The 23,350-nt window shown below is 67.2% G+C and carries 21 protein-coding genes; 5 read left to right on the top strand and 16 right to left on the bottom strand.

Translation table 11 applies throughout. The features are described from left to right. Positions 1 to 66: 66 nt before the first annotated feature. The 8 genes from ACH82I_RS13945 to ACH82I_RS13910 all read right to left on the bottom strand — a co-directional run bounded on the left by ACH82I_RS13945 (position 67) and on the right by ACH82I_RS13910 (position 9,897). On the bottom strand, positions 67 to 1,389 hold the full coding sequence (locus tag ACH82I_RS13945; RefSeq protein WP_413333449.1) for a phosphotransferase family protein: 1,323 nt from the start codon (positions 1,387 to 1,389) through the stop codon (positions 67 to 69). Then, positions 1,386 to 3,272 carry an ABC transporter ATP-binding protein gene (locus tag ACH82I_RS13940; RefSeq protein ID WP_413333447.1) on the bottom strand — a complete coding sequence of 629 codons (1,887 nt, stop codon included), beginning with the start codon at positions 3,270 to 3,272 and terminating at the stop codon, positions 1,386 to 1,388. Before ACH82I_RS13940 ends, ACH82I_RS13945 begins: the two co-directional genes overlap by 4 nt. Continuing rightward, positions 3,269 to 4,480, bottom strand: coding sequence for a glycosyltransferase family 4 protein (locus ACH82I_RS13935; RefSeq protein WP_413333445.1), 1,212 nt, complete (start codon positions 4,478 to 4,480; stop codon positions 3,269 to 3,271). The genes ACH82I_RS13940 and ACH82I_RS13935 overlap by 4 nt, the downstream gene beginning before the upstream one ends. Next, positions 4,477 to 5,895, bottom strand: a complete 1,419-nt coding sequence (locus ACH82I_RS13930) for a glycosyltransferase family 4 protein (protein WP_230744449.1) — start codon at positions 5,893 to 5,895, stop codon at positions 4,477 to 4,479. The genes ACH82I_RS13935 and ACH82I_RS13930 overlap by 4 nt, the downstream gene beginning before the upstream one ends. Then, complete coding sequence (locus ACH82I_RS13925; protein WP_413333443.1) at positions 5,885 to 7,225, bottom strand: glycosyltransferase family protein; 1,341 nt, start codon at positions 7,223 to 7,225, stop codon at positions 5,885 to 5,887. Before ACH82I_RS13925 ends, ACH82I_RS13930 begins: the two co-directional genes overlap by 11 nt. A gap of 62 nt (positions 7,226 to 7,287) precedes the next feature. Further along, a complete protein-coding gene (locus ACH82I_RS13920; protein WP_230744447.1) occupies positions 7,288 to 7,947 on the bottom strand; it encodes a response regulator transcription factor in 660 nt (219 codons plus the stop codon). Continuing rightward, the gene (locus ACH82I_RS13915; protein WP_413333441.1) at positions 7,944 to 9,542 is read right to left on the bottom strand and encodes a sensor histidine kinase; all 1,599 of its coding nucleotides are present in this window, start codon (positions 9,540 to 9,542) and stop codon (positions 7,944 to 7,946) included. The genes ACH82I_RS13920 and ACH82I_RS13915 overlap by 4 nt, the downstream gene beginning before the upstream one ends. Then, on the bottom strand, positions 9,484 to 9,897 hold the full coding sequence (locus ACH82I_RS13910; RefSeq protein WP_413333439.1) for a hypothetical protein: 414 nt from the start codon (positions 9,895 to 9,897) through the stop codon (positions 9,484 to 9,486). Before ACH82I_RS13910 ends, ACH82I_RS13915 begins: the two co-directional genes overlap by 59 nt. A gap of 145 nt (positions 9,898 to 10,042) precedes the next feature. On the opposite strand from ACH82I_RS13910, the gene ACH82I_RS13905 reads away from it, so the two are divergent. Beyond that, the gene (locus ACH82I_RS13905) at positions 10,043 to 10,822 is read left to right on the top strand and encodes a DedA family protein (protein WP_413333438.1); all 780 of its coding nucleotides are present in this window, start codon (positions 10,043 to 10,045) and stop codon (positions 10,820 to 10,822) included. A 48-nt stretch (positions 10,823 to 10,870) separates the two neighbouring features. On the opposite strand, the gene ACH82I_RS13900 is transcribed toward ACH82I_RS13905, so the two are convergent. The 3 genes from ACH82I_RS13900 to ACH82I_RS13890 are packed head-to-tail and all read right to left on the bottom strand — an operon-like array spanning position 10,871 to position 12,892. Next, complete coding sequence (locus ACH82I_RS13900; protein ID WP_413333436.1) at positions 10,871 to 11,713, bottom strand: shikimate dehydrogenase; 843 nt, start codon at positions 11,711 to 11,713, stop codon at positions 10,871 to 10,873. A gap of 10 nt (positions 11,714 to 11,723) precedes the next feature. Then, entirely contained in the window at positions 11,724 to 12,164 is a 441-nt protein-coding gene (aroQ, locus tag ACH82I_RS13895; RefSeq protein WP_413333435.1) for a type II 3-dehydroquinate dehydratase, read from the bottom strand. A gap of 2 nt (positions 12,165 to 12,166) precedes the next feature. Then, positions 12,167 to 12,892, bottom strand: coding sequence for an IclR family transcriptional regulator (locus ACH82I_RS13890; protein WP_413333433.1), 726 nt, complete (start codon positions 12,890 to 12,892; stop codon positions 12,167 to 12,169). A gap of 185 nt (positions 12,893 to 13,077) precedes the next feature. Between ACH82I_RS13890 and ACH82I_RS13885 the strand changes: the two genes are divergently transcribed. Continuing rightward, on the top strand, positions 13,078 to 14,403 hold the full coding sequence (locus tag ACH82I_RS13885; protein ID WP_413333431.1) for an MFS transporter: 1,326 nt from the start codon (positions 13,078 to 13,080) through the stop codon (positions 14,401 to 14,403). A gap of 145 nt (positions 14,404 to 14,548) precedes the next feature. Next, positions 14,549 to 16,486, top strand: coding sequence for a bifunctional sugar phosphate isomerase/epimerase/4-hydroxyphenylpyruvate dioxygenase family protein (locus tag ACH82I_RS13880; protein WP_413333429.1), 1,938 nt, complete (start codon positions 14,549 to 14,551; stop codon positions 16,484 to 16,486). Between the two features lie 73 nt (positions 16,487 to 16,559). Here the strand turns inward: ACH82I_RS13880 and ACH82I_RS13875 are convergent, their stop codons facing one another. Then, positions 16,560 to 17,345 (bottom strand): hypothetical protein, encoded by a 786-nt coding sequence (locus ACH82I_RS13875; protein ID WP_413333427.1) that lies wholly within the window; start codon positions 17,343 to 17,345, stop codon positions 16,560 to 16,562. Between the two features lie 230 nt (positions 17,346 to 17,575). On the opposite strand from ACH82I_RS13875, the gene ACH82I_RS13870 reads away from it, so the two are divergent. Further along, positions 17,576 to 17,890 (top strand): XRE family transcriptional regulator, encoded by a 315-nt coding sequence (locus ACH82I_RS13870; protein ID WP_413333425.1) that lies wholly within the window; start codon positions 17,576 to 17,578, stop codon positions 17,888 to 17,890. A 155-nt stretch (positions 17,891 to 18,045) separates the two neighbouring features. Here the strand turns inward: ACH82I_RS13870 and gap are convergent, their stop codons facing one another. The 4 genes from gap to ACH82I_RS13850 form a co-directional block, all read right to left on the bottom strand. Continuing rightward, positions 18,046 to 19,041 carry a type I glyceraldehyde-3-phosphate dehydrogenase gene (gap, locus tag ACH82I_RS13865; protein ID WP_413333423.1) on the bottom strand — a complete coding sequence of 332 codons (996 nt, stop codon included), beginning with the start codon at positions 19,039 to 19,041 and terminating at the stop codon, positions 18,046 to 18,048. A gap of 170 nt (positions 19,042 to 19,211) precedes the next feature. Next, complete coding sequence (locus ACH82I_RS13860; protein ID WP_413333421.1) at positions 19,212 to 20,291, bottom strand: GlxA family transcriptional regulator; 1,080 nt, start codon at positions 20,289 to 20,291, stop codon at positions 19,212 to 19,214. Positions 20,292 to 20,364: 73 nt separating this feature from the next. Then, positions 20,365 to 20,706, bottom strand: a complete 342-nt coding sequence (locus ACH82I_RS13855; protein WP_413333419.1) for a carboxymuconolactone decarboxylase family protein — start codon at positions 20,704 to 20,706, stop codon at positions 20,365 to 20,367. 94 nt (positions 20,707 to 20,800) lie between these two features. After that, complete coding sequence (locus ACH82I_RS13850; RefSeq protein ID WP_413333418.1) at positions 20,801 to 22,531, bottom strand: serine hydrolase domain-containing protein; 1,731 nt, start codon at positions 22,529 to 22,531, stop codon at positions 20,801 to 20,803. Positions 22,532 to 22,803: 272 nt separating this feature from the next. Between ACH82I_RS13850 and ACH82I_RS13845 the strand changes: the two genes are divergently transcribed. Continuing rightward, positions 22,804 to 23,325 (top strand): hypothetical protein, encoded by a 522-nt coding sequence (locus ACH82I_RS13845; RefSeq protein ID WP_413333416.1) that lies wholly within the window; start codon positions 22,804 to 22,806, stop codon positions 23,323 to 23,325. The last annotated feature ends 25 nt before the right edge of the window (positions 23,326 to 23,350 follow it).

Below are 23,350 nucleotides of genomic sequence, written 5' to 3'. Positions count from 1 at the left end.
GTCCGGTTGTCCCGGCTACCGGGTGTCCGACGGGCCCGAATCCCCGGTCTCCGACTATCCGCTGATTCATCGGCTCGCCTCGGTCCGCCGCTCAGCGGCCTTGTCCCCCTGAAGATGCGTGGTCGTGTCGTCTCTCTGCGCCTTCCCGAGATCTCGGGGACTCCCGAACAGCTCGGCATATGCCTCGGCGATGATCCTCACCGTCTGTTCCTCCCAGTCCGTGGCGCAGGTCCGCCAGGGTTCGAGCGCCGTGATGAGCATCGCCCACGCGGTCCACGCACCGAGGTCGACTGCGCTGCCGCCGGCCTGCCGGTAGCCGTCGAGGAAAGCTGTCTCCAGGTTCCCGAGATCGTTCCTCCGGCACGAGGCGAGCCACCGACCGAGGTCCACGCCGATGGGGCCCACGCCGGCTCGGTCGAGGTCGATGATCCGGCACTCGGAATGACCGACGAGCACCTGGTCGGGACTGAGGTCACCGTGGATGACGCGTTCCTCGACCTCAGCAGACAGCCGCTCCTGCAGACCTGTCACGATCTCGCCGATCACGACGGAATAGGCGGGCACCAGATCTGCGAGCACTCCTGCGTCTTTCCCCACCTGGTCGAGCGGCGATGTGCGGATCGGGTGAACCGCCTCGACGGGGGTGTGGCGGTGGAGTTCGGCAATGGTCACTCCCACCTCCTCCGCCAAGGAATGATCCGGGTAGGCGAGCAGATCTCCGATGCCCCACCACGGCGACCACACGGTGGCCTGCCGGCCGCCGAGATACGCGGCCGGCAGGGTCGGCAGATTCCAGCCCGTCCACTGTTCGGTCGTCTCGACGAGGTGCTTCTGCGATCTGGCAGCGATGCGCACGAATCGGGGCGCTTCCGCGCCTCCTATGTCTCCCACACCTCCCTCGCCTCCTTCGCTTCCTGGAATTCCCTCGCTATTCGCCCTTCCCGCCGGCACGTATTTGAGCAGCACTCGGCGCCCGGGGTTGTAGCCGAGCACCTCGATCTCGCCCGCTCCTACATGTCCGAGAGCACGGGCGATCTCCTTGCCGAGGCGCGCATCGGCAAGCAGCCCGCCGCTGAGCATGACGCCCCCGGTGGCCCCGGCCGAACGCGGGTCGCCGGCTTCGTGGATGGTCAGGCTCTGACCGAGCCGGTCGGCCCTGCGCTGCAGGTTCGCCAGCTTGTCCTCGCTGGTCACGACCGCGGTCCACCCCCAATCCTCGAACTCGCCGAGGTGGCTCCGACCCTCCCGTTGCCATGCGACGATGGCGCTGCGGCCGGGTTTGACCCGGATCCGCTGCGGTTGGACCGGAAACCCGAGGCACCCGCTCAGTGCCTGCGCCGAGCGAAGTTCGTCGACGAAGGGCAGTCGCGCGCAGTTCGCGGTGCTCATGCTCCCACCTCGCTGCGCGACTGTGCCTGCGATTCCATTCGAGAGTCGCCCTCGAACGAGACCTCATTGGTCTCCGTGCCCCGGGTTTCGTTCTCCTGGGCCCGCACCCAAGTTGCGAAACGGCTGCGGGGGTCTCGGGTCAAGGTATCCGGCGAACCGTCCTCGACGATCCGTCCGCCCTCGAGCCAGACGACTCGGTCGAGATCCCGGAGCATGGACAGGTCATGAGTGATGACGATGCTCGTCCTCCCCGTGGTCAGGGCCGAGACGGACCGGGTGACCTGCGATCGTGTCTGCGGGTCGAGTCCGGAGGTGGCCTCGTCGAAGACGACGATCGGGGCATTGCGGACAAGCGCCCGGGCGATGGCCAGACGTTGCCGCTGCCCACCGGAGAGCGTGTCTCCGCGGTTGCCGAGGATCGTGTCATAGCCGTCTGGCAGACTGCGGATGAACTCGTCGGCGTGGGCGGCACGGGCCGCCGCCTCCACCTCGGAGTCGGTGGCGTCGAGGCGACCGTAGCGGATGTTCTCCCGCACGCTCGCGGCGAAGAGCACGGACTCCTGGAGGAGCACGGACACGTTCGACCGCAGGGAGGAGCGGGTGACGTTGCGAGTGTCGTAGCCGTCGATGAAGATCGAACCGGAATCCGGCTGGGAGAGTCTCAGCAGGTAGCTCATCAGGGTCGACTTCCCTGCCCCGGAGGCCCCGAGGATCCCGATCTTCTGCCCGGCGGGGACGAGCAGCTCGAGATCGTCGAACAGGGGTGTGCCGTGGCCGTCGGCCGAGGTGACGCGGTCGAAGACGACGTCACCGGACACGGGTCCCATGCCGATCGCTCCGGGAGCGTCGGCGATCTCGACCGGTTCGTCGAGGAGGTCCGCGATCCGTTCGCCCGAGGCCGTGGCGCGGGCGATCCGACCGGTGTACTTGGCCATGTCCCGCAACGGCTTCATCGCGATCTTGAGGTAGAGGAGGAAGAGCACGAGGTCGCCCGGGGACATCGCCCCGCGCAGCACCTGCCAGCTGCCGAAGGCGAGCACGAGGGCCTGGGAGATGCCGACGAGGACGTCGGTGGAGCGTTCGAGTCCCGCGGCCAGTCGGCGTGCCCGCACGCCGGCCTTGAGTGCTCGCTCGTTGCCGTCGGCGAAGTCCTTGGCCACGGTGCCCTCGAGTCCGTAGGCCTGGACGACGCGGATGGCTCCGAGCGCCTCGGCGGCGGACCCGACGAGGCGCCCCTCCCCCTTGCGCGTGGACCGCGAAGCCTGGGTGATCTTCGGCGTCGCGACCTTCGAGAGCAGTCCGTAGACGCCCGCGGTGACGAGCACGATGGCGCTGAGCACGGGGTCGAGGATGACCATGACGACGAGCAGCACGGCCAGGGTGATGACATTGCCGATGAGCGGCAGGCCGGCGGTGACCGCGACCTCTTGGAGTCGTCCGATGTCGCCGACGAGGCGTTGGGAGGTGTCACCGATCGAGGCCCGGGAGTGGTATCTCAGCGACAGGGCCTGCACATGGTTGAAGACCCGGGAGCGCAGTTGGGTGGCGACTCTGGCGCCGACGAGGGCGAAGCCGATCGTCGCGGCGTAGTTCGACACGGCCCGCCCGCCGACGATGACGGCGAGTCCGATGGCCGCGGCGGCCAGGGTCGCACCGACCCCGCCGCCGACGCCGAGCGTGGGCCCGATCTGCGCTCCGAGCGCCGAGGTGACCGCGTCCACGGCGATCTTGATCGGCCAGGGTTCGAGGATGCGGAAGACGACATCGCACAGCAGCGCGGCCAGACCGCCGATGATGAGCCAACGGTGCTGCCCGAGATGCGGGGTGATGATCCGCAGGGTGCGGCGCAGCGCGGATACGGAGAGCGTGGACTTGCTGCTCATACCGTCCTCACCGCCTCCGAGTCCGCACGGCACGTCGTCGGCTCAGCGATGAACGGGGCGAGGATGTCCCGGCACCGGCTGGTCCAGGAGTGGCGGCTGAGAGCCTCGGCGCGAGCGAATGCTCCCATCTCCCGGCGCACCTCGGCGTCGTCGACAAGCGTCTGCAGGGCTCGGGTGAGTTCGGCGGTGTCATCCGGATCAGTGAGGATCGCGGCCCCGGTGCCCTCGAGCACGCCGGGGATCGCGCCCACCCGTGAGGCGACGATGGGCAGTCCCGCAGCCAGGTATTCGTAGAGCTTGAGCGGGGAGAAGTAGTTCTCCCCTGCAGGGTAGGGTGCCACCGCGATGTCGAAGGCCTGCAGGCGCGCCGGCACGTCCGCGGGGGCGAGCGCACCGTGGAAGGTCACTCCCTCACTGATTCCCAGCGTCTGCGCCTGTGCCTCGAGGGCCGCGGCTTCGGGACCGTGGCCGACGATGTCGAGGTGGACGTTTCCGCGCAGTCCGGCGCACGCGGTGATGAGGCGATCGGTGCCGTGCCAGGGTTTGAGTGTGCCGACGAACCCGATGTGCACGTCCCCGCGGGGACGCCGCACGCCGAGGCGGTCGTGGCGGCCTGTCGCGGGCGTGATCCGGTCCGTGTTCACCCCGTTCGGCACGACGTTGACATCGGCGAGTCCGGGATAGTCCCGCCGCACCCAGTCGGCGACGAGTTCGCTCACGCACACGATGCGCTTCGCCCCGGCGAAGCTGCCGGCGGTGGCCCGCGCCGCATGCTCACCGTGGACCAGTCCGCGATGCTGACGCTGTTCGGCCAGCAGCGGTGCGTTGACTTCGAGGACCAAGGGCACGCCGAGGCGGTCGCTGACCTGGGCACCGGCCGTGGAGAACAGGGAGTACCGTTCGTAGACGAGATCGAAGCCGGCCTCGGATCCCGAGTCGATGTCGACGACCATGTCCGTGAGCATGTCGGACAGGCGCAGCAGCGCGATCTCCCGCTGCCCCGCCTCGAGGCCGGAGGGGACGGCGAGACGGGTGACGTCGAGGTCGGCGAGGTCGGCCGGCACGTCATCGTCGGTGCGGGTGCAGAAGACGCTGACTTCGTGTCCGAGGTCGCGGAAGGTGCGGACGACCTCTTGGACGTGGACGCTGGCACCTTTCGTGCCGAAGACTCCGATGCCCGGGTCGAGCAGGACGTAGGCGATTCTCATGACACATGCTCCAGTTCAGGGATGGTGGGGAGGGCGGGGGCGACCGTGGCAGATGACGCGGACTCTGCGGCCTCGGATGGCACAGATGCCGCGGCATCGGCGAGGCCGGCCAGCTTCTCGGCTTGAGTCCGGGAATCGTGACGTGCGCTCACGAGCTCACGGGCGGCATCGGTGACGGCGCGCACGACCGCCGGGGTGTCGCGGATGCGGCGGACCACCTCGGCGATGGTGTCGGCGATGTCGACCGGATCGTCCCCGGTCACGAGCCACCCCGTGCGATCGTGGTCGATGACCTCGGGGACGGCGGTGACGGTGCCGGCGATGCATGGGATGCCGGTGGCCATGCCTTCGAGGAGGACGGTGGGCAGTCCGTCGGCGTTGCCGTCGGAGCCGATGACGAAGGGGGCGACGAGGAGGTCGTGGGAGGCGAACATGTCACGGACCTCCGCCTGGGTCAGAGCCCCGTGGAGGGTGACGAGTCTGCCGAGGTCGAGTTCGGCGATGCGCTCGCGCAGTTGGCCTTCGAGAGGTCCGGTGCCGACGAGGTCGAGGCTTGCCGGAGTGCCGGCGTCGCGCAGTCGCGCCAGTGCGGTGAGCAGGTGGGTGAAGCCCTTCTTCTCGACGAGGCGACCGACCGCAAGCAGCGAGGGGATCGTGACCGCGGGGTCGCCGCTGCAGCCGGCGGGGCCGCGGTCGCGGCCGGACTGCGCCTCTCCCCCGACCCGTGGCCGGTAGGGGAAGCGATCGAGTTCGAGTCCGTTGCGGACGACGACGAGTCTGTCGGAGAGCTCGGGGCCGAGCACCGAGGTGAGGAAGCGCCGGTTGAATTCGCTGATCGCGATCACGTGGTCCGCGTCGGCGGTCTTCCGGGCGAGGTCGGCGAGCACGACATCCTCGTGGAAGATGTCCTTCGCGTGCGTGGTGAAGGAGTAGGGAATCCCGGTCAGCGCCGAGGCGGCCCTGGCCACGGTCGTTGCCACCGAGGCGAAGTGCGCGTGCAGGTGGGTGACCTCGTGTGCGAGTGCCAGGCGGGCGATCTGCAGAGCCTGGATCGCATCGTCGTGGGCGAGTTCGCTCAGCTCGCCGAGGTGGTTCGGCAGGGATGCGGCCAGGTGAGGCTGGCCGGCGCACTCGGTCCAGGTCTGCCAGAAGCTGCGGGCCGAAGTCGGACGCTCGACGTGGATGACCTGGGCCCGAACCCGGGCGAGCTCGGGGTGGAAGCGGGTGTCCGTGCTCGGACGCAGGGAGAAGATGATCAGCTCCTCCCCAGCGGCCTCGCGGGCGAGGATCTCGGAGACGATGAAGGTCTCGGAGAAGCGCGGGTACATTTTGAGCACATAGGCTCGGCGGCCACGGGGACGGCCGGCCGTTTCGGTGGGTTCGACCACCTCGGCGGGTGCGGTCTCAGACGGCATGGCGGGTCTCCTCCAGTGCGGGGACGACAGGGGCAAGTGAGTTCTCGACGAGCTGGGTCCGGGTTGCGTCGACTGCGCCGGCAACACCGATCGTGCCGGCAGCATCGACGTCGCTGCGGTCCGATGCGAGGAGATCGGCGGCCAGGCGGGGAACCGTCGACAGGCCGCTGAGGTCGAGGTGGGTGCGATCGATGGAGGACTCTGTCTGCCTGCCGAACCAGTCACTCAGCGCGGCGGCGTTCGCCTCGTCGAGGCAGAGGGCGTCGACGGCTCCGGCTGCGGCGAGGGCGAAGGCTCGTCGGGGCTGTTCTGCCCGGTGTCCCCTGCGGGGAATGACGAGGGCCGGGGTGTCGGTGGCCATCACCTCGGCGAGCGTGTTGTATCCGCCCATGCACACCACGGCTTCGGCTCGGGCGATGAGTCCGGGGACGTCGTCGCTGTGGCGGATGACGATGGTCGATTCGTCCGCGTCGCGCTGGAGCGCTTCGGCCTCAGCGATGTCCATCTGGGGTCCGGTGATGACGAGATGGCTGTGGCCGGCCGGCGCGGCGGCCTCGACCGCGATCCGGGCAAGGGCACCGCCGTCGGATCCGCCGCCGAGGCAGGTGAGGACGAACCGGCCGGACTCGAGCGCGGCAGGAACCGCAAAGTCGGCGCGGTCATCGGCGGGCAGGCTGTGGGCGGCGAGGTCGTCGGCGGGCAGGCTGTGGGCGGGTCGGCACTGTGAGAGGTACCCGGTGCTTTGGGCCATGGCGGCGAGTCTCGGCGGCACTTCGCCGGTCTCCCGGGGATCGTAGACGTTCGGATCGCCGTAGATCCAGACTTCGTCGAAGGCCTCGGCCACGGTGTCGGGTCCGCCCACTCGGTTCCATTCGGCGTCGATGACTGCGGGGGTGTCGAGGACCTCGCGCAGTCCCAGCACCGTGCGGCAGCCGTGGGCGCGCATCTGATCGAGCGCCTCGGTGAGTTCTCCGTCGATGCCGAAGGGGTGCCGGTCGACGATGAAGAGCTCGGGTCGCTGCTGATCGAGGATCGCGGTGATGGCTGCGGCGCGCAGGGCGCTGAGCTTCTCCATCGTCGAGGCGAGCGCCCGGGGCGCGTAGCCGCCCTCTGCCGGCGTGACTCCCGGCAGGATCACCCAGTCCCAGCCGTCCGGGAGGTCGAACCTGGCGGCCTCGGGGTTCCCGGCGATGAGCAGTCCGCTTACGAGACGCCCGGTCAGGGCGGGCAGGTCCTTTGCCAGCGCGAAGGCCAGGGCCCGGTTGCGGCGGATGTGGCCCAGTCCCAGCGAGTCGTGGGAGAAGAGCGCGATTCTCAGGTTCCTTGTCATACATCTCAGCCTGGTACTCAGGAATAAGATGCGATTAAGACCCGGATGAGAAGTCTCTTAGGTCAGTCCACCCGGTACCCGAAACCACGCACGGTGGTGACGAAATCGCTGCCGAGCTTCTTGCGCAGATACCCGATGTAGACGTCGACGACATTCGATCCGGGATCGAAGTCGAAGCCCCACACATGGGAGAGCAGCTGCTCGCGGGAGAGCACCTTGCCCCGGTTCTTCAGCAGGATCTCCGCCAGTGACAGCTCCCTGGCGGAGAGTTCGACGAGGCGCTCGGCCACCCACACCTGCCGCCTGAGCAGATCGATGCGCACTTCCCCGCGGGTCAGTTCGGTGCTGGCCGCCTCGGTGCCGGTCTCCTTGAGGCGGAGCTTGATCCTGGCCAGCAGCTCGCCGAAGCGGAAGGGCTTGATCATGTAGTCAACGGCCCCGGACTCGAGGGCGAAGATCGTGTCATCGGGGTTGTCCCGGGCGGTGAGGACGAGCACGGGCAGCTCGGGTCGCTGCCGCCGCAGGGTGTCGAGCACGGCGAACCCGTCGAGGCGGGGCAGCCCGATGTCGAGGACGAGGAGAGCGAAGTCTCCGGTCAGGGCCAGATCTCGAGCGGTGATGCCGTCGGCGGCGGTCTGGGTGCTGAAGCCCGCGGCGCTGAGCCCCTTGGCGATGAATGCCGAGATCCGGTCTTCGTCTTCGGCCAGCAGAATTCTCTTCACTTCGGTCCTTTCGGCAGGATCATGCGGAACTGTGCGCCGACGGAGACTCGGTCGAGGACCACGGTCCCTCCGTGCGCCTCGGCGATGGCTCTGATGATGGACAGCCCGAGGCCGAAGCCCGCCCCTTCGTTCGATCCGCGGCTGAAGCGGTCGAAGATGTCGGCGGCGATCTCGTCCGGGACTCCCCTGCCCTCGTCGCGGACCCAGATGTGGACGCGGTCCTCATCGCTGCTCGCGCCGAAGGTGATCGCCTGACCGTCCTCGGTGTGCTCGACGGCGTTGGCAGCCAGCTGCAGCAGCGCCTGGGTCAGTCGCTGCCGATCGGCGAGCACGGGAACGGATTCGGGGGCCTCGACGCTCCAGTCCCGATCTCCCAACCCTCTGGCCTTGGCAAGCGAATCGGTGAGCAGGGAACGCAGGTCCACCTCGGCGAAGCGGACGAAATCGGGACGGCGGGCCCGGGCGAGGATGAGCAGCTCCTCGACGAGGCGGCCCATCCGATCCGTCTCATCGAGGAGCATCGCCCGGGTTTCATCGACGTCGTCGACATCGCTGGAGTCCATGGTCTCGAGGTGGCCGCTGAGGATCGTCAACGGGGTGCGCAGCTCGTGGCCGACGTCGTCGAGGAAGCGACGCTGGGTCTCGAACGCGGACTCCAGGCGGTCGAGCATGTCGTTGAAGGTGTGGCCGAGCTCTGCGATGTCGTCATTGCCCTTGGTCACCAGGCGACTGCTGAGGTCGCCGCCGGAGATCGACTGGGCGGTCTGCCTCAGTTCGGTCACCGGGTAGAGCAGGCGGCGGGCGAGGATCGAGGAGATCCCCGAGATGAGGAGGGCGGCGGCGAGGGCCACGACGATGTATATCTGCATGATCTGGGACAGGTCGGACTGGCTGGCCGAGACATTGTGGACGACGACGAAGGCACCGCCGCCGTTCGCACCGCTCGGCTGGCCGACACCGTCGACCTCGCCGACCTCGGCCGTGCCTTCACCGGAGCCCGGCGTTCCGCCGTCGGTGCCCTCGGGTCCGGTCGGCGATCCCTCGGGTGTCGCCTGGGCGCTTGCGCTGGGAGCGGTGGCCGCCTCGGCGTCTCCGGCGATCGGGAGGACATAGCCTTCGTACCGGTCGTCACCGACGCTCAGTTCGATCTGCCCGCCCTTGCCCGAGACCCCGGCCACGGCCTTCTCGAACTTACTCGACCCGGACAGCAGCCCCTTCGGCTCGCCCTGGTAGAGCACGCGACCATCGGTGAGGAAGGCGAAGAGCGTCTCGTCCTCGTCGGGTTGGTTCTGGGCGAGGAACTGGCCGAGGATCTGATCCACCGAGGTGAAGGGACTGCCCGTTTCTGGGTCGACCCCGTTCTGCGCGAAAGAGCGCATCTCCGCGATCTCCTGCGCCATGGAGGCCGAGTTGCGGCTGGCGACGTTGTTCGACTCCACGGTGTAGAGGATGAGCCCGACGATGGTCAGGGTGAGAACGGAGAGGACAGCCACGGTGATCGTCAGACGGTTCTGGACGGTCAACCGGATGCGCCGGTCAGTCGTCGCCGTCATCGCCGTCGTCATCGCCGTCGTCATCGTCCGCGTCGTCATCATCGTCGTCGTCATCGTCGTCGGGGACTTCGCGGGGCGGATTCGGCACGGGTTCGTAGGAGTGCTCGATCTCCTTCGGTCCGGAGAAGTCTGCGGATCCGGTCCGGTCCCCATCACCCGAGGTCTGCTCCTCGCCTTCCGCCGAGGCGGTCGGTCCGGTTCCGGCGGAATCGGCGTCCGCGTTCGGTTCGGCTTCTCCGGGTGCGGTGGGGCCGGTGGATTCGGGGGTGACCTCGACAGGGGTGAGATCGGGAGGCTCCGGTTGGGCGGTGCTGCGGACGATGATGATCGTCAGAGCCGCGAGCACGACGATGAGTCCGGCGATCACCCAGCCGAGAATCTTCGATTGTCCTCCCACGCCTTCCACCCTGCCGAAGCTCGCAGGCTTTGTCGAGCTGTGGGCGATGAGAGTCTTCTTAGACTGGTGCAAGGACGCGGATCGTCCCGAAAGGCGCGTGTGATACCGTAAGCGCCGACCGCCCAGCCCAGGAGCAGGAGCACCGATGAGCGACGAGCGCCGTCCCCACGACGAGGCCGAGCCCGGCGACTCCACATTCGACGGGGCGGGTGAGAATACCGCCGAGGACCAGCCCAAGGAGAATCCCTGGGCCGCGCTCAAACCCTGGCAGGGCAAGGCCACCGGCCTCGACAAGCTGCTGCTGTTCATCATCATCGGCGTGCCGCTGGTCTACCTCGCGCTCATGCCGGCCCGGCCGTGGATGCTCGTCAATGCCCCGGTCCTCCAGGAATTCATCAACGGCGCGAAGACCGCGGTCGTCGCCGCAGGCGCCTACGCGCGAATCGGTGAGATCCCGCTGTGGCTGGTCATCGTCGCGGGCTTCATCGGCATGGCCAAGCTCGACTGGGCGTTCTGGCTCGCGGGCCGGCGCTGGGGAGACGGAGTGCTCCGACTCTTCGCGCAGAACGAACGCCAGCTCAAGCGCATCAACCAGCTCAAGCAGATCCCGACCTGGGCGCTGTTCCTCATGACCCTGGTTTCACGCTGCCCCGGCGTGCCCGGTACCCTCGTCTACATCGTCGCCGGCTGGACGCGGATGCGGCTCTCCCTGTTCCTCATCGCCGACCTCATCGGCTGCCTGCTCTTCACCCTCATCTGGACGTTCCTGGGCTACCAGCTCGGCGAGGCCGCGGTGGACGTGCTCAAGGTCGTCGACAAGTACGCGCTGTGGCTGACCCTGGCGATCGTCGTCGGCATCTTCGTCCTCGCCTACGTCAAGGAATACCGGAAGCAGAGGAACGCACAGGAGCCCGCCGAGGACTGAGCCTGCGCCGGCTCCTCCGGATCCCCCGGCTCGTCCGGCCCAGCAGTCTCAGGCGTCGAAGGACAGGAAGGTCTCGCGCATCCGCTCCGGATCCGCACGGCGTCCGCTGAAGTGTTCGAAGGCATCGATGGCCTGGTTGACCGCCATCCCGGATCCGTCGAGGGTCCGGCAGCCGATCCGCTTCGCCTCGGCGAGCAGCTGGGTCTCCAGGGGGAAGTAGACGACATCGGCGACCCACTGCCCCGCACTCAGCAGTCCCGTGTCGAAGGGCGTGCCGGGGAAGGCCTTCATCCCCATCGGGGTGGCGTTGACGACTCCGCTCGCCGAGGTGATCGCCGGGTTCAGCTCGTCCGCGCAGATCGCGCGGGCGCCTCCCCCGATGTCGGCGGCCAGGCCCGCTGCCCGCTCGGTGCTGACATCGGAGATGAGGAGTTCTTCGACTCCGAGTTCGGCCAGGGCGAAGGCAACCGCACGACCGGCACCGCCGGCGCCGATCTGGACCACACGGTTCTTCTCCGCTCCGGCGAGCCTGGCCTGGAAGCCGCGGGCGAATCCGGTGACATCGGTGTTGAAGCCGGTCGTCGCCCCGCTGCCGTTGATGACGACGGTGTTGACGGACCCGATGCGCCGGGCACCTTCGTCGACGTCGTCGAGCAGGTCGATGACCTGCTGTTTGAACGGGTGGGTGATGTTGAGCCCGTCGAACCCGAGGCGAACGGCCGCGGCGAGGAGCTCAGGCAGAGTGGCCGAGGCCAGCTTCGCCTCGGCGACGTCGATGGTCCGGTAGATCGTGGGGATGGAGTGCGCGGCTCCTTCGTTCTCGTGCATGCGCGGGGTGCGGGAGGCGGAGATGCCTTCGCCGATGAGGCCGAGGAGGAGGGATGAGGTCATGGGCTCGCTTTCAGTTCTGGTGCAGGTTCTCGATGAGGATCTCCATCGCATGGACGTAGCCGCGGGCTCCGGCGCCGGCGATGACCGCGGTGGCCACGGGTGAGAGGTAAGAGTGGTGGCGGAAGGACTCCCGGGCGTGCGGGTTGCTCAGGTGGACCTCGATGATCGGGTGGGCAAAGGACTTCAGCGCATCGTGGAGTGCCAGCGAGGTGTGGGTATAGGCCCCGGCATTGATGATCGCGCCGACGGTGGACTCCCGGGCTTCGTGCACGGCGTCGATGAGCCCGCCCTCATGGTTCGACTGCACACAGCGCACGCCGAGCCCCGCCTCGGCGGCGGTCTTCCGGCACATCTCTTCGATGTCGGCCAGCGTCGTGCGGCCGTAGATCTCGGGTTCGCGCACGCCGAGGAGGTTGAGATTGGGTCCGTTGAGAACGAGGACATCGGGCATGGTCACCTCGGGAATCGGGCGGCGATATCCGCCGCGGTTTTGGTCAGTTGGGGGACGAGGGCGACGAGTTCGTCGAGGCTGCGGCGAAACACCGGGGCCGCGAGCGCCAGCGAGGCCAGGAGTCTGCCGTCGAGATCGAAGACTGGGACGGCGAGTGCGTTCATGCCGACGTCGTTCTCCTCCGATTGGCCGGCCCAGCCGGTCTCGCGGATCTGTTCGAGCTTGCGTCGCATCTGGTCCGGATCGGTGATCGAGTTCGGGGTCCTAGCCTCGAACTCCAAGGCTTCGATCGTCGCCTCGGCCGCGGGATCGTGGGCCAGCAGGGCCTGCCCGATCGCCGAGGTGTGCAGCGGGGATTCGTCGCCGGGATCGGTTGTCGTCCGGAACTGCGGGCCGTCGACCGTGAGCACGGTCAGTGCAGCATTGCCGCGGCGGACGGCGAGGATGCTCGACTCCCCCGTGGCCGCGGTGAGCTCGGCGAGCAGGTCCCTCGTCGCCCCGCTCAGACCACGCCGGTGAGCGACCTTCTGGGCCAGGCGGAAGACCTCCATACCCAGCGTGTAGGCCTTCGTGCTCGGATCGAAGCTCGCGTAGTCGGATTCGACGAGTCCGCCGAGGAGCCGGTAGGCGGTGGAGAAGGGGTGGCCGGTGATCTCGGCGGCGCGGGCGGCGCTGATTCCATCAGGGTGATCGCCGAGGAGTTCGAGCATCTCGAAGGTCTTGCTCACGGAGTTCGATCCTTTGGCCGGCATGTGTCGCCCCCTCCTGGTCCTCGTCGACTGTTCGTCACTGCTGCTCGCCGCCGTGGGATCACGAGGCGCGATTGACAGGTTATGTCATCTACAGCACACTGTAAACCACACTGTAACAACTACTGCCATATCGTGGCAATTACGAAGATGTGAGGTCCCCGATGAGTCACGCGATCGACGAAGCTCGCCCCGCGAAGAAGACACCCTTCCGCGCCGCCCTGTCCAGTTGGACCGGCTCGGCGCTCGAGTACTACGACTTCGCGGTCTACGGCACCGCTGCAGCTCTCGTTCTCAATACACTGTTCTTCCCGGAGACCACCGCTCCGGGCGTCGCGGTCCTGTTCGCCATGGGCACCGTCGGCGTCGCCTATGTCGTCCGCCCCCTCGGCGCGCTCGTCATGGGTCCGCTGGGAGATCGCTTCGGACGGAAGTTCGTCCTCATGTTCACCTTGTTCCTCATGGGCTTCTCCACATTCATCGTCGGCTGCCTGCCGACCTATGAGCAGGTCGGGATGCTGGCTCCGGCGCTGCTGGTGCTGTGCCGGATCATCCAGGGTCTCTCGGCCGCAGGCGAACAGGCGAGCGCGATCGCCGTCTCCCTTGAGCACTCGCAAGAGCACAAGCGTTCGTGGACGACGAGCTGGACCCTGCACGGCACCCAGTTCGGCACCCTGCTGGCCACCGCGGTGTTCATCCCCTTCACGGCCTTCCTGCCCGAAGAGGCACTGTTCAGCTGGGGCTGGAGGGTCCCGTTCTGGCTCTCCGCGTTCGTCGTGCTCACCGCCTGGCTGATCCGCCGCGGACTCGATGAGCCGCCGGAGTTCAAGAAGGCCACGAACGAGAACCCGCCGCTGATGTCGGTCTTCCGCTGGCACAAGGCCGCGGTCATCCGCGTCGCGGTCTGCGCCCTGGTGAATACGGTCAACATGGTCTTCACGGTCTGGTCGCTGTCGTTCGCCACCTCGATCGTCGGACTCGAACGTTCGACGATGCTGCTCGTCTCGGTCATTGCCAATGCGGTCGCCCTGCTCGCCATCCCGGCAGCGGCCCTGCTCTCCGATCGTTTCGGGCGCAAACCGATCTTCATCATCGGCGCACTGGGCTCGGGAGCGATGATGTTCCCCTACCTCGCCGCCGTCTCGAGCGGGAACTGGACGCTCATCTTCGTCTGCGGTGCGCTCATGTCCGGCTGCGCCTACTCGATGGCGAACTCGATCTGGCCCTCGTTCTACGCCGAGATGTTCCCCACCACCGTCCGCGTCACCGGACTGGCGCTGGGCACCCAGATCGGCTTCGCCGTCTCCGGCGGACTCGCTCCCGTCGTCGCCTCGGCAGTGGCCGGAGCCTCCGGTCAGAACTGGGGATCGGTCGCCGGCTTCACCGCCGCAGTCTGCGTGCTCGTCTCGCTGGCCGCGCTGACGGCCAAAGAGACGAAGTCGCGGACACTCGACGAGATCAATACCCTGCACGAGGAGCGCTCACGCTGAGCCTGTGAGGTGCTGCCGGGCCGAAGTCGCGGGAGCCGTACCCGCCAGAGCGGCAGCGGCGAGAGCGGCAGCCACGAGAGCTGAATGGACACCGGTCGGGCACAATGAGGATTGTGCCCGACCCCGAGAAGGAGGAGAGACGACGATGAGAACGTCGATTGCCACGGTATGCCTGTCGGGAACACTCGAGGAGAAGCTGCGCGCGGCCGCTCGAGCCGGCTTCGACGGGGTCGAGATCTTCGAACAGGACCTCGTCGTCTCCCCCGACTCCCCTGCGGCGATCTCGTCTCTGGCAGCCGAACTCGGTCTCAGCCTCGACCTCTACCAGCCCTTCCGCGATTTCGAAGGCGTCGAGGAAGACGTGTTCGAGGCCAACCTGCGCCGCGCGGAGTCGAAGTTCGCTCTCATGCGCAGGCTCGGCATGGACACGATGCTGCTGTGCTCGAATGTAGCTACCGCAACCATCTCCGATGACGGCATCGTCGTCGAACAGCTGCGCCGCCTCGGCGAACTTGCCGATTCCTACGGCATCGACATCGCCTACGAAGCCCTAGCCTGGGGGCGGTTCGTCTCCACCTACGATCACGCCTGGGATCTCGTCGCCGCCGCCGATCACCTGCGGATCGGCACCTGCCTCGACAGCTTCCACATCCTCTCCCGCGGCACGGATCTCTCACGGATCGCCGAGATTCCCGGTGACAAGATCTTCTTCCTCCAGCTCGCCGACGCTCCGGCACTGACGATGGACGTGCTCAGCTGGTCTCGCCATCACCGGGTCTTCCCCGGCGAAGGCGCCTGGGACCTCACCGACTTCCTGCGCAGGGTAGCGGCCACAGGCTACGCCGGGCCCGTGTCCCTCGAGGTCTTCAACGACTCGTTCCGGCAAGCGGATACGAATCGGACCGCCGTCGACGGACTGCGGTCGCTGAGGTGGCTCGAAGCCGCCGCTGCCGCGGAATCGACGGCAGAGCAGTCTGCGGCAGGACAATCGGTGGCAGGAGGGTCGACGTCAGCGCTGGATATGGCTCGCGTGCGACTCGATCTGCAGCAGCTTCCGCAGGTCGCCGAACCTCTCGGCGTCGACTACATCGAGTTGGACACCGATGACCTCGGGACGCTCACCCGGCAGATTCACCAGCTGGGCTTCCGCTTCGTCGGCTTCCACCGGACGAAGCCGCATGTCCAGCTGTGGCGACGCGGACAGTCACGCATCGTCATCACCGAATCCGTGCCACCGAAGAACGGGACCGCCGAAACGGCGACTCCCGAGGGCGGGCCCATCGGTCAGGTCGGACCGGCGGGACCGGGAACCCATCTGCGTGGGATCGGCTTTGCCGTCGCCGACGCCGATGCGGCCATGGAACGCGCACTTCTGCTCCACGCCACCGAAGTTCCCCGCGACCAGGCCCACGATGAGGCGGTCCTCCGCGGTGTCTTCGCACCCGACGGCTCGGAGGTCTTCTTCAGCAACGGCAACGGCGTCGACCCGTCGTGGACCGGCGAGTTCGGCAACGTCCCGGACGACCGGCAGTCGGCGATCGACCACGTCAATCTTGCACAGCCCGCACACCACTATGACGAAGCGGTGCTCTTCTACACTTCGCTCCTCGCCCTGCGCGCGCTGCCGTCGAATGATGTCCCGAGCCCCTCGGGCCTCGTCCGCTCACAGGTGATGGCCAGTTCCGACGGGACCATCAGGATGCCGCTCAACCTGGCCCCGCGCACCGCGGAATCGAATGGAGCCGGCGGTTATCCGGAGCATGTCGCGATCGCGTGTGACGACATCTTCACGGCGGCCGCGACAGCGGTCGCCCGTGGCCTCGACTTCCTGCCCGTCCCGGAGAACTACTACGAAGATCTCGATGCCCGGTTCGACCTCGAGCCCGATCTGCTCGATCGTCTGCGTGAGAACCACATTCTCTACGACCGTGACGAGGACGGCGAGTTCCTCCACTTCTACACCTCGACGATCGGCTCGATCTTCTTCGAGATGGTCGAACGCCGCACCGACTACCAGGGCTACGGAGCGCCGAACGCGCCGGTGCGGCTGGCAGCACAGCACCGGCGCAACGAGGGTCGCTGAGCCCGCCGACTTCTCGACGTCGGGGCTCCGGCCGCCACTGGCATTCGCCTCGGCGCAAGGACCACCGCCGGTCTCAGAACGGCGCCGCCCTCGTGATCTCCCGAGTCTCGGTGAGACCTCCCCATGCCGGAGCTGCCATCTCGTCTCCGAAGCCCGGCCCGACCTCGGCGAAGAAGTCGCTGGTATCGGGAGCCGAGAGGATCCGACGGTGCGATACCTGCCAGACGATCCGCTCGATCACCTCGGCCTCGACACCGAGGCACTGCGCCGCCGCATCGATCTGCTCGAGCACATAGTCGACGGTGAGATCGACGTCTGTCTCGGCCAGTTCGGCGACATAGCAGGCCACCCTGAAGTCGACTTCGAAATGTCGCGAACCGGCCAACATGAGCAGATGCATCCAGGAGATGCCCGAACTCTGGCTGGGCAGAGCCAGCCAGCTTCGCGAGAGCTCACAGGTGAAGGGATCGTCTCCGACTGCGCCGAGCAGATCGTCGACGGTGTCGATCCCATGATCGGCCATCACCCGGGTGGCGCGGTCGACGACCTCTGCCTTGAGCACCGCGCCGGGCTGAGTGCTGGCCGGCTTGAGATTGCAGACGACGAGCTCCGCCCACACCACCGGTCCTCCCGTGGCCGCGATCGAATAGCGCAGGGACTTGGCGCCGTCGTCGGTCCCGTGCTGGGCGATGTATCTGTCGACGACGTTGCCCACCGCCGTCGGATGGGACCCCGTCGCATAGATCGCATCGAGGATGCACAGGGCGAGGCTCGTCGGATAGCCGATTGTCAGGGGCCGTCCGTCGTCATCGAGGAACTCTTCGCAGCGCCGCGCCAGACGGGCGATGCTGGTGGTCACGATCTCCATTGTTCTGACCTTTCATCATGCGTCGCCTGCGGCGGCGCTCCTGCCCCGACCGCGTTGTCGGAGACTGAGGAAGACACTAGCCGCCAGCACTGACACTAGATGATCGGCTATGAATAGAACGATGCATAATTCTTCCGTCGTCAGCCACTGGAGCCAGCCCGCCGCTCGACCACGGACACCCTGCCTTGGCAGGCATGATGCGCTCTGGCATGGTTAGAGGCATGAGAGACGATGAGATCATTGACGGCCCACTCGCTCGCGCAGCCAGGGCACTGGTACGCGTATCGGCGAAGGACGTGGCGTTCAAGGCCCAGATCGACAAGACTGAGCTGAAGAGCTTCGAGAAGGGACGCGAGGACCTCACCGAGCAGCAGGAATCCAGACTGTTCGAAGCCCTCGAAGGCTACGGTGCCAGATTCGTCCGCGATGATGACACGGGCGGCTACGGGGTGAGGCTGAAGTTCAACCGGGCCAAGGTCCGGGCCATCGAGCGGTGGGAGGACGAAGGCGGTCTCCCCGGTGACGACGACGTCTGAGCGCGCTCCCACGAGGGCTGAACGAACAGGGCACCGACAGGACTGACCGGACAGGGCGCCCAGATGGATGACCGGACAGGGCAGCCCAGACACGACAGCGGCCTCGACCATGCACTTCGCATGGTCGAGGCCGCTTCTGTGTCAGCGCCTCAGATTCAGCTCTGACCGATGAGTTCGAGGTTGTCGACGACGCGGTTCGAGAAGCCCCACTCGTTGTCGTACCAGGCCACGACCTTGATGTGCTTGCCCTCGACCCGGGTCAGAGCGGCATCGAAGATCGATGAAGCCTCCTGGCCGGCGATGTCGCTGGAGACAACGGGTTCGGTCTCGTAGACGAGGATGCCCTTGAGTTCGCCTTCGGCGGCGTTCCGGTAGGCCTCGAGCACCTCGTCGCGGGTGACCTCTCGTGAGACGCTCGCGTTGATCTCGACGATCGAGCCGACGGGAACGGGGACGCGGATCGCGTCACCGCTGAGCTTGCCGTCGAGCTGCGGGAGCACGAGGCCGATCGCCTTTGCCGCTCCCGTCGAGGTCGGGATGATGTTCGCGGCCGCGGCCCTGGCACGCCGCGGGTCCTTGTGCGGGCCGTCCTGGAGGTTCTGGTCTCCCGTGTAGGCGTGGACCGTGGTCATGAAGCCCTGCTCGATACCGGCCAGGTCATCGAGGACCTTCGCCAGCGGGGCCAGTGCGTTGGTCGTGCACGAGGCGTTCGAGATGATCGTGTGCTCGGGCTTGTACGCCTCGGTGTTGACGCCGTAGGCCAAGGTGACGTCGGCACCCTTCGAAGGAGCGGAGACGAGGACCTTCTTGGCGCCGGCGGTCAGGTGGGCGCGGGCCTTGTCGGCCTTGGTGAAGATGCCGGTGGACTCGAGGACGATGTCGATGTCGAGGTCGCCCCAGGGCAGCTTGGCCGGATCCTTCTCGGCGAAGATCTTGATCGGCTTGCCGTCGACAACGATCTCATCCTCGCCGACCTCGACGGGGTAGCCGAAGCGGCCAAGCGTGGTGTCGAAGGTGAGCAGGCGGGCCAGCTGGTCGATGGGACCGAGGTCATTGATGGCGACCACTTCGAGGTCGCTCTCACGCTGGGTCAGAGCGCGCAGGGTGCTGCGTCCGATACGACCGAAACCATTGATGGCGATGCGAGTCAATGTCACTCCTTGGTGAACGAGCTGTTTGTGAGTACATGTCCATCATCTGCCGTTCGGGCAATCGGCAACAGTGGCCAGAGAGACATTCTGCGCAAGGTTCTCGCCAGACTTATTGCCAGATACCGCAACTTTCCGGCCACCCGCTGGCAGGTTCCCGATCGACTCGCGATTCAGCCCGAGAAGCTGTGCCTGTATTCGTTCGGTGAGGTCGAGAGGATCCGCTGGAAGTGCATCCGCAGATTCGCTCCGGTGCCGAGTCCGACCTGGTCAGCGATCTGTTCGATGCCGAGGTCGCTGTTCTCCAGCAGCTCCCGGGCCAGGTCGACGCGGGCGCGGAGAACCCACTGCATCGGGGTGTAGCCGGTGTCCTCGACGAAGCGGCGGGAGAAGGTCCGCACGGACACCCCGGCGTTGGCGGCGAGGTCGGAGAGGGTGAGTTCCTCGCCGATGTGCTGCAGGGCCCATTCCCGGGTATCGGCGAAGACGTCGCCCAGCGGGTCGGGCACGGAGCGCGGGACGTACTGCGCCTGTCCGGCGCTGCGGTAGGCCGCGGCGACGAGGCGCCGGGCGACCTGGTTGGACAGGCCGACCCCGTGGTCGCTGCGGATGAGGTGGAGGCAGAGGTCGATCGCCGAGGCGGCTCCGGCCGAGGTCAGCAGCTGCCCTTCGTCGATGAAGAGGACGTTCTCGTCGACGGTGATCCCGGGATAGCGACGGGTCAGCTCCTTCGCCGTCGACCAGTGGGTGGTGGCACGCCGACCGGTGAGGAGGCCGGTGCGGGCGAGGGCGAAGGTGCCGGTCGAGATCGCGGCGATCCTCGCTCCGCGTTCGAAGGCGGCCAGCAGTGCGCCGACGACGGCGGCAGAGGGCTCCTCCTCGACCACCGAGGTGGCCCCCGGGATGATGATCGTATCGGCGCGCTCGAGGGCCTCGAGTCCGGCGTCGACGTGATAGGACAGGCCATCGGCCCCGGCCACCCGGCCGGGTTGGGCGCCGCAGACCTCGACTGTATAGGGCCAGGTCCCGCCGGGGAGGACTCCCCCGCCGGTGGCCAGGGCGTCCGGGCCGGCCGCGGTCGCCGCAGAGTCAGGGCCGGCCACGGACCTCACCGGTGAGGCGTTGGACTCGGTGCCGAAGACCTGGACGGGGACTCCGAGGTCCATCGCGGACACCCCGTCCAGGGCCAGCACGATGATGTCGTGCGGGTTGGATCGGGGCGTCCTGCGTGATGGTCGGGATACGTTACTCATGATCGCCTCTCAGTTTAGGCAACTGCAGGCGCGCTGCCGTACGTGGCAGGCCGGTGGCGATCCCCGTGGAGCCTCAGTGCTCGTGGGCCCCGGTGAGCTTGAAGCCGAGTCGACCGTGGGCGAAGGCCCCGCCGGCCCGGATCGCCGAGGCGGTCCATGCGGTCTCGGCCAGTTCCGCCTCGCTGGCGCCGGCCTTGACGGCGGCATTGGCGTGGGCGTCGATGCAGTAGGCGCACTGCGTGGTCAGGCCGACGGCGTAGGCGATGAGCTCACGGTACTTGAGCGGAATCTCGCGCCCGTCCTCGGCGAAGACTGCATTGTTGAACTCGCCGAAGGCCTTGAGGATGTCCGGAGTGGTCTCCTTGTAGGCATTGTCGTACTTGCTGTCGGTCTCGCGGTCGAAGAAGTCGGTCATCGTGGTGCCTCCTGTGGTGTGATCGGTGTCATTCCGATCGCCACGCTACTCCCCCAGGAGCGTCGATGGGCGGGTCGGCTTCATATGGCGCGCGTCAGTAGAGGGTGTTCTGCGCGATCAGCGGCGCTCCGCCGAGGTTCGGCGCCGCTGCGGCTTGCGGGCCGGCGGTCTGCGGTCCGGCTGCTTGGATCGGCTCGGCGGGCAGGGCCGTGACCGGCAGACCGTCTGCGAGGACGCCCGCTTCGGGTGCCCCTTCCGCCTGTGCGCCCGCGGCCGCACGATCTTCGGCCTCGGCGGTCTCGGGGGTGCCGATGCTCGGTCCCTGCGGCGCAGCCGAGGGCACGACCGCCGGGGAGGCCGAACCAGCACCGGACCCTGCACCGGAACTGGGCGTATTCGCGGTCACGGGAACCGCCTCGGCGATGGCTTCGAAGATGGCCAGGGTGCCGTGCTGCTGAGCGAGGCTGACCGGTTCCGGATCGCTCGAGAGCTTGACACCGACGGTCTGGGCGGCGCGGTCGATGTAGAGCATCTGGCCGTGGATGCCGATTCCAATGGCGACGTCGCGGCTGGCCGAGGCCAGCCAGAACTGGCTGCGGTACATGCCTCCCGGGTACGAGCGTCCCGAGGGCGAGGCGGCGAAGACCTGGGCGGAGTCGGCGGCCCCGGTGAAGATGTCATCGATCCAGGCGGCGGAGAGCACCCGTTCGCCGTCGACGGTGGTGCCGCCGCGGGCGATCATTTCGCCGAAGCGGGCCAGATCGCGCAGGGTGGTGCTGATCGCACCATCGGCGATGGAGCCGCCCCAGCGGTCCTGACAGACTTGGGCGGCGTGGGCGGCGCCGATCTTCGACCACACGTATTCGCTGGTCACGACCGAGAAGGGCTGGCCCGTGACTGCCTCGGCGATCCAGGCGAGCACGTCGGTCTCGCAGCTGCGGTAGACGAAGGCGGAGCCGTGTTCGCGGTCGCTCTTCAGACTTGTCAGGAAGCTCTTGATCCCGTTCGCCGAGGCTGGGGTCCGGGGCGCGAAATCGACGGCTTCGAACAGGGCTCGGATCTCGGAGCCCTTCTCGAGGTACTCCTCCGAGAACTTGATGCCCGAGCGCATGTCGAGCAGGTCGCGGATGCTCGCACCCGCGTAGCCGCTCTCGGCCAGGGCGGGCACGTGGGTGGTGACGAGGTCGTCCGGGCTCAGTCGGCCCGCGTCGGCGAGCGCGCCGATGACCGTGGAGACGATGGATTTGCTCACCGAGAACAGCATGTGCTGACGGGCGGGCTTCATCGGCCAGGCATATTCCTCGGCGAGGGCGACCCCGTTGCGGGTGACGAGCCAGGCGTCGGTGAAGGTGTCGGCGAGGACGTCGCCGACGGTCGTCCAGGACTCATCCGCACCGGCCCACTTCTCTCGGTCGATGGGCAGGGGCCGGAAGTCGTTGTCTTCGGTGACGAATTCGCGCACGGGTCCGATGCCGCGCGGGATGCCGCCGATAGGGAAGATCTCCTCCATGCGCGTCAGGGCAAAGGCGAAGTACTCCGGCCATTTCCAGGAGTCGAGATCGATGTGTTCGAGGATCGCTTCGGAGGGATCGACGATGGCGTCTTCGCTCGCCGAGGTGAGTTCCCCGACGTGCGGAAGCGGCGGTGGGGTCTCAGTGGGCGGCACGGATTCCGCGTGCGCGTCGTCGGTGGTCTCGGCTGCGGTCGTGATGCCCTTGGTGTTGCCCGACAGCGCCCCGATACGTTTGGTCGGCGGCGTATCTGGGTGTGGGGGAATCGCCTCGTCCGCACCCGTCATATCGCCTCCGCCTGTTGTGATCTGCACGCAAAAGACTACCTGCAGGAGGTGAACCGGAGTAGTTCGGTCGGGCTCATCTGGGCCGAACTCGGTGCAGATCGGCCGATGGACGACTCTGTCACCAGGGCCGTTGCAGCACACGGTTACCTATCAGTTATTCACATTACCTCCAGCCGTTCGGTCAGTTCCGGCACATCGGACCACATCGCCCCGTTCGCCAATAGACTGAGTGCAGCCGAGGCCACGCGGTCCCGGCCGCATGTTCCACTCACCGTTCGAACGACAAGGTGTGGTCAGCAATGCCGCTGCGCAGACTCGACGTCAATCTCCCCGATGATGCCCTCACAGTCAGTTGGGAGCTGCCGCATCCCCGTGAGACTGTCTGGAGTCATCTGCAGAATCCCGAGACTCTGAGGGAATGGCTCGGACGGCCGCTGGTCTTCGATACCCGGATCGGCGGGGAGATCATCATCGACCATGCCGATGACTACCTCTGCCGGAGCGAGGTCCTGTCTGTCAGCGAGTTCGAATCGGCACTGTCGTGGACGTTTCCCGATGAGCCATCAAGCCGCATCTCGCTGTCGCTGTCGGCCGCCGACCCGACAGAGCAGACCGAGGATGTCGAAGTCGCCGCAGAGAATGCCACAGTCCTGACCCTCGAGCATTTCGGTCTTGGTCCGCTCATCGAGTCGTACGCCACCGGTTGGCTGACCCACCTCACGTTCTTCGAGGCATCTCTGAACGGAACCCCGCTGCCCGACTCCCAGTTCTGGCCTATATGCGCGACCGTCGACCGCCTCATCGGGAACCACCGGAACTGAGCGACATCGGGGTGGTGCAACCCCG

It is taken from the genome of Brevibacterium sp. GP-SGM9 (assembly GCF_047300845.1).
Lineage (GTDB): Bacteria > Actinomycetota > Actinomycetes > Actinomycetales > Brevibacteriaceae > Brevibacterium.
This window is presented reverse-complemented; position numbering and strand designations above follow the sequence as displayed.

Coding starts and splice junctions, on each gene's coding strand:
- ACH82I_RS13945 (WP_413333449.1), bottom strand. CDS start 1,389: ATGAGCACCGCGAACTGCGCGCGACTGCCCTTCGTCGACGAACTTCGC.
- ACH82I_RS13935 (WP_413333445.1), bottom strand. CDS start 4,480: ATGAGAATCGCCTACGTCCTGCTCGACCCGGGCATCGGAGTCTTCGGC.
- ACH82I_RS13860 (WP_413333421.1), bottom strand. CDS start 20,291: ATGAGTAACGTATCCCGACCATCACGCAGGACGCCCCGATCCAACCCG.
- ACH82I_RS13855 (WP_413333419.1), bottom strand. CDS start 20,706: ATGACCGACTTCTTCGACCGCGAGACCGACAGCAAGTACGACAATGCC.
- ACH82I_RS13845 (WP_413333416.1), top strand. CDS start 22,804: ATGCCGCTGCGCAGACTCGACGTCAATCTCCCCGATGATGCCCTCACA.
- ACH82I_RS13925 (WP_413333443.1), bottom strand. CDS start 7,225: ATGACAAGGAACCTGAGAATCGCGCTCTTCTCCCACGACTCGCTGGGA.
- aroQ (WP_413333435.1), bottom strand. CDS start 12,164: ATGCCCGATGTCCTCGTTCTCAACGGACCCAATCTCAACCTCCTCGGC.
- ACH82I_RS13905 (WP_413333438.1), top strand. CDS start 10,043: ATGAGCGACGAGCGCCGTCCCCACGACGAGGCCGAGCCCGGCGACTCC.
- ACH82I_RS13915 (WP_413333441.1), bottom strand. CDS start 9,542: ATGATGACGACGCGGACGATGACGACGGCGATGACGACGGCGATGACG.
- ACH82I_RS13930 (WP_230744449.1), bottom strand. CDS start 5,895: ATGCCGTCTGAGACCGCACCCGCCGAGGTGGTCGAACCCACCGAAACG.
- ACH82I_RS13900 (WP_413333436.1), bottom strand. CDS start 11,713: ATGACCTCATCCCTCCTCCTCGGCCTCATCGGCGAAGGCATCTCCGCC.
- ACH82I_RS13880 (WP_413333429.1), top strand. CDS start 14,549: ATGAGAACGTCGATTGCCACGGTATGCCTGTCGGGAACACTCGAGGAG.
- ACH82I_RS13870 (WP_413333425.1), top strand. CDS start 17,576: ATGAGAGACGATGAGATCATTGACGGCCCACTCGCTCGCGCAGCCAGG.
- ACH82I_RS13885 (WP_413333431.1), top strand. CDS start 13,078: ATGAGTCACGCGATCGACGAAGCTCGCCCCGCGAAGAAGACACCCTTC.
- ACH82I_RS13940 (WP_413333447.1), bottom strand. CDS start 3,272: ATGAGCAGCAAGTCCACGCTCTCCGTATCCGCGCTGCGCCGCACCCTG.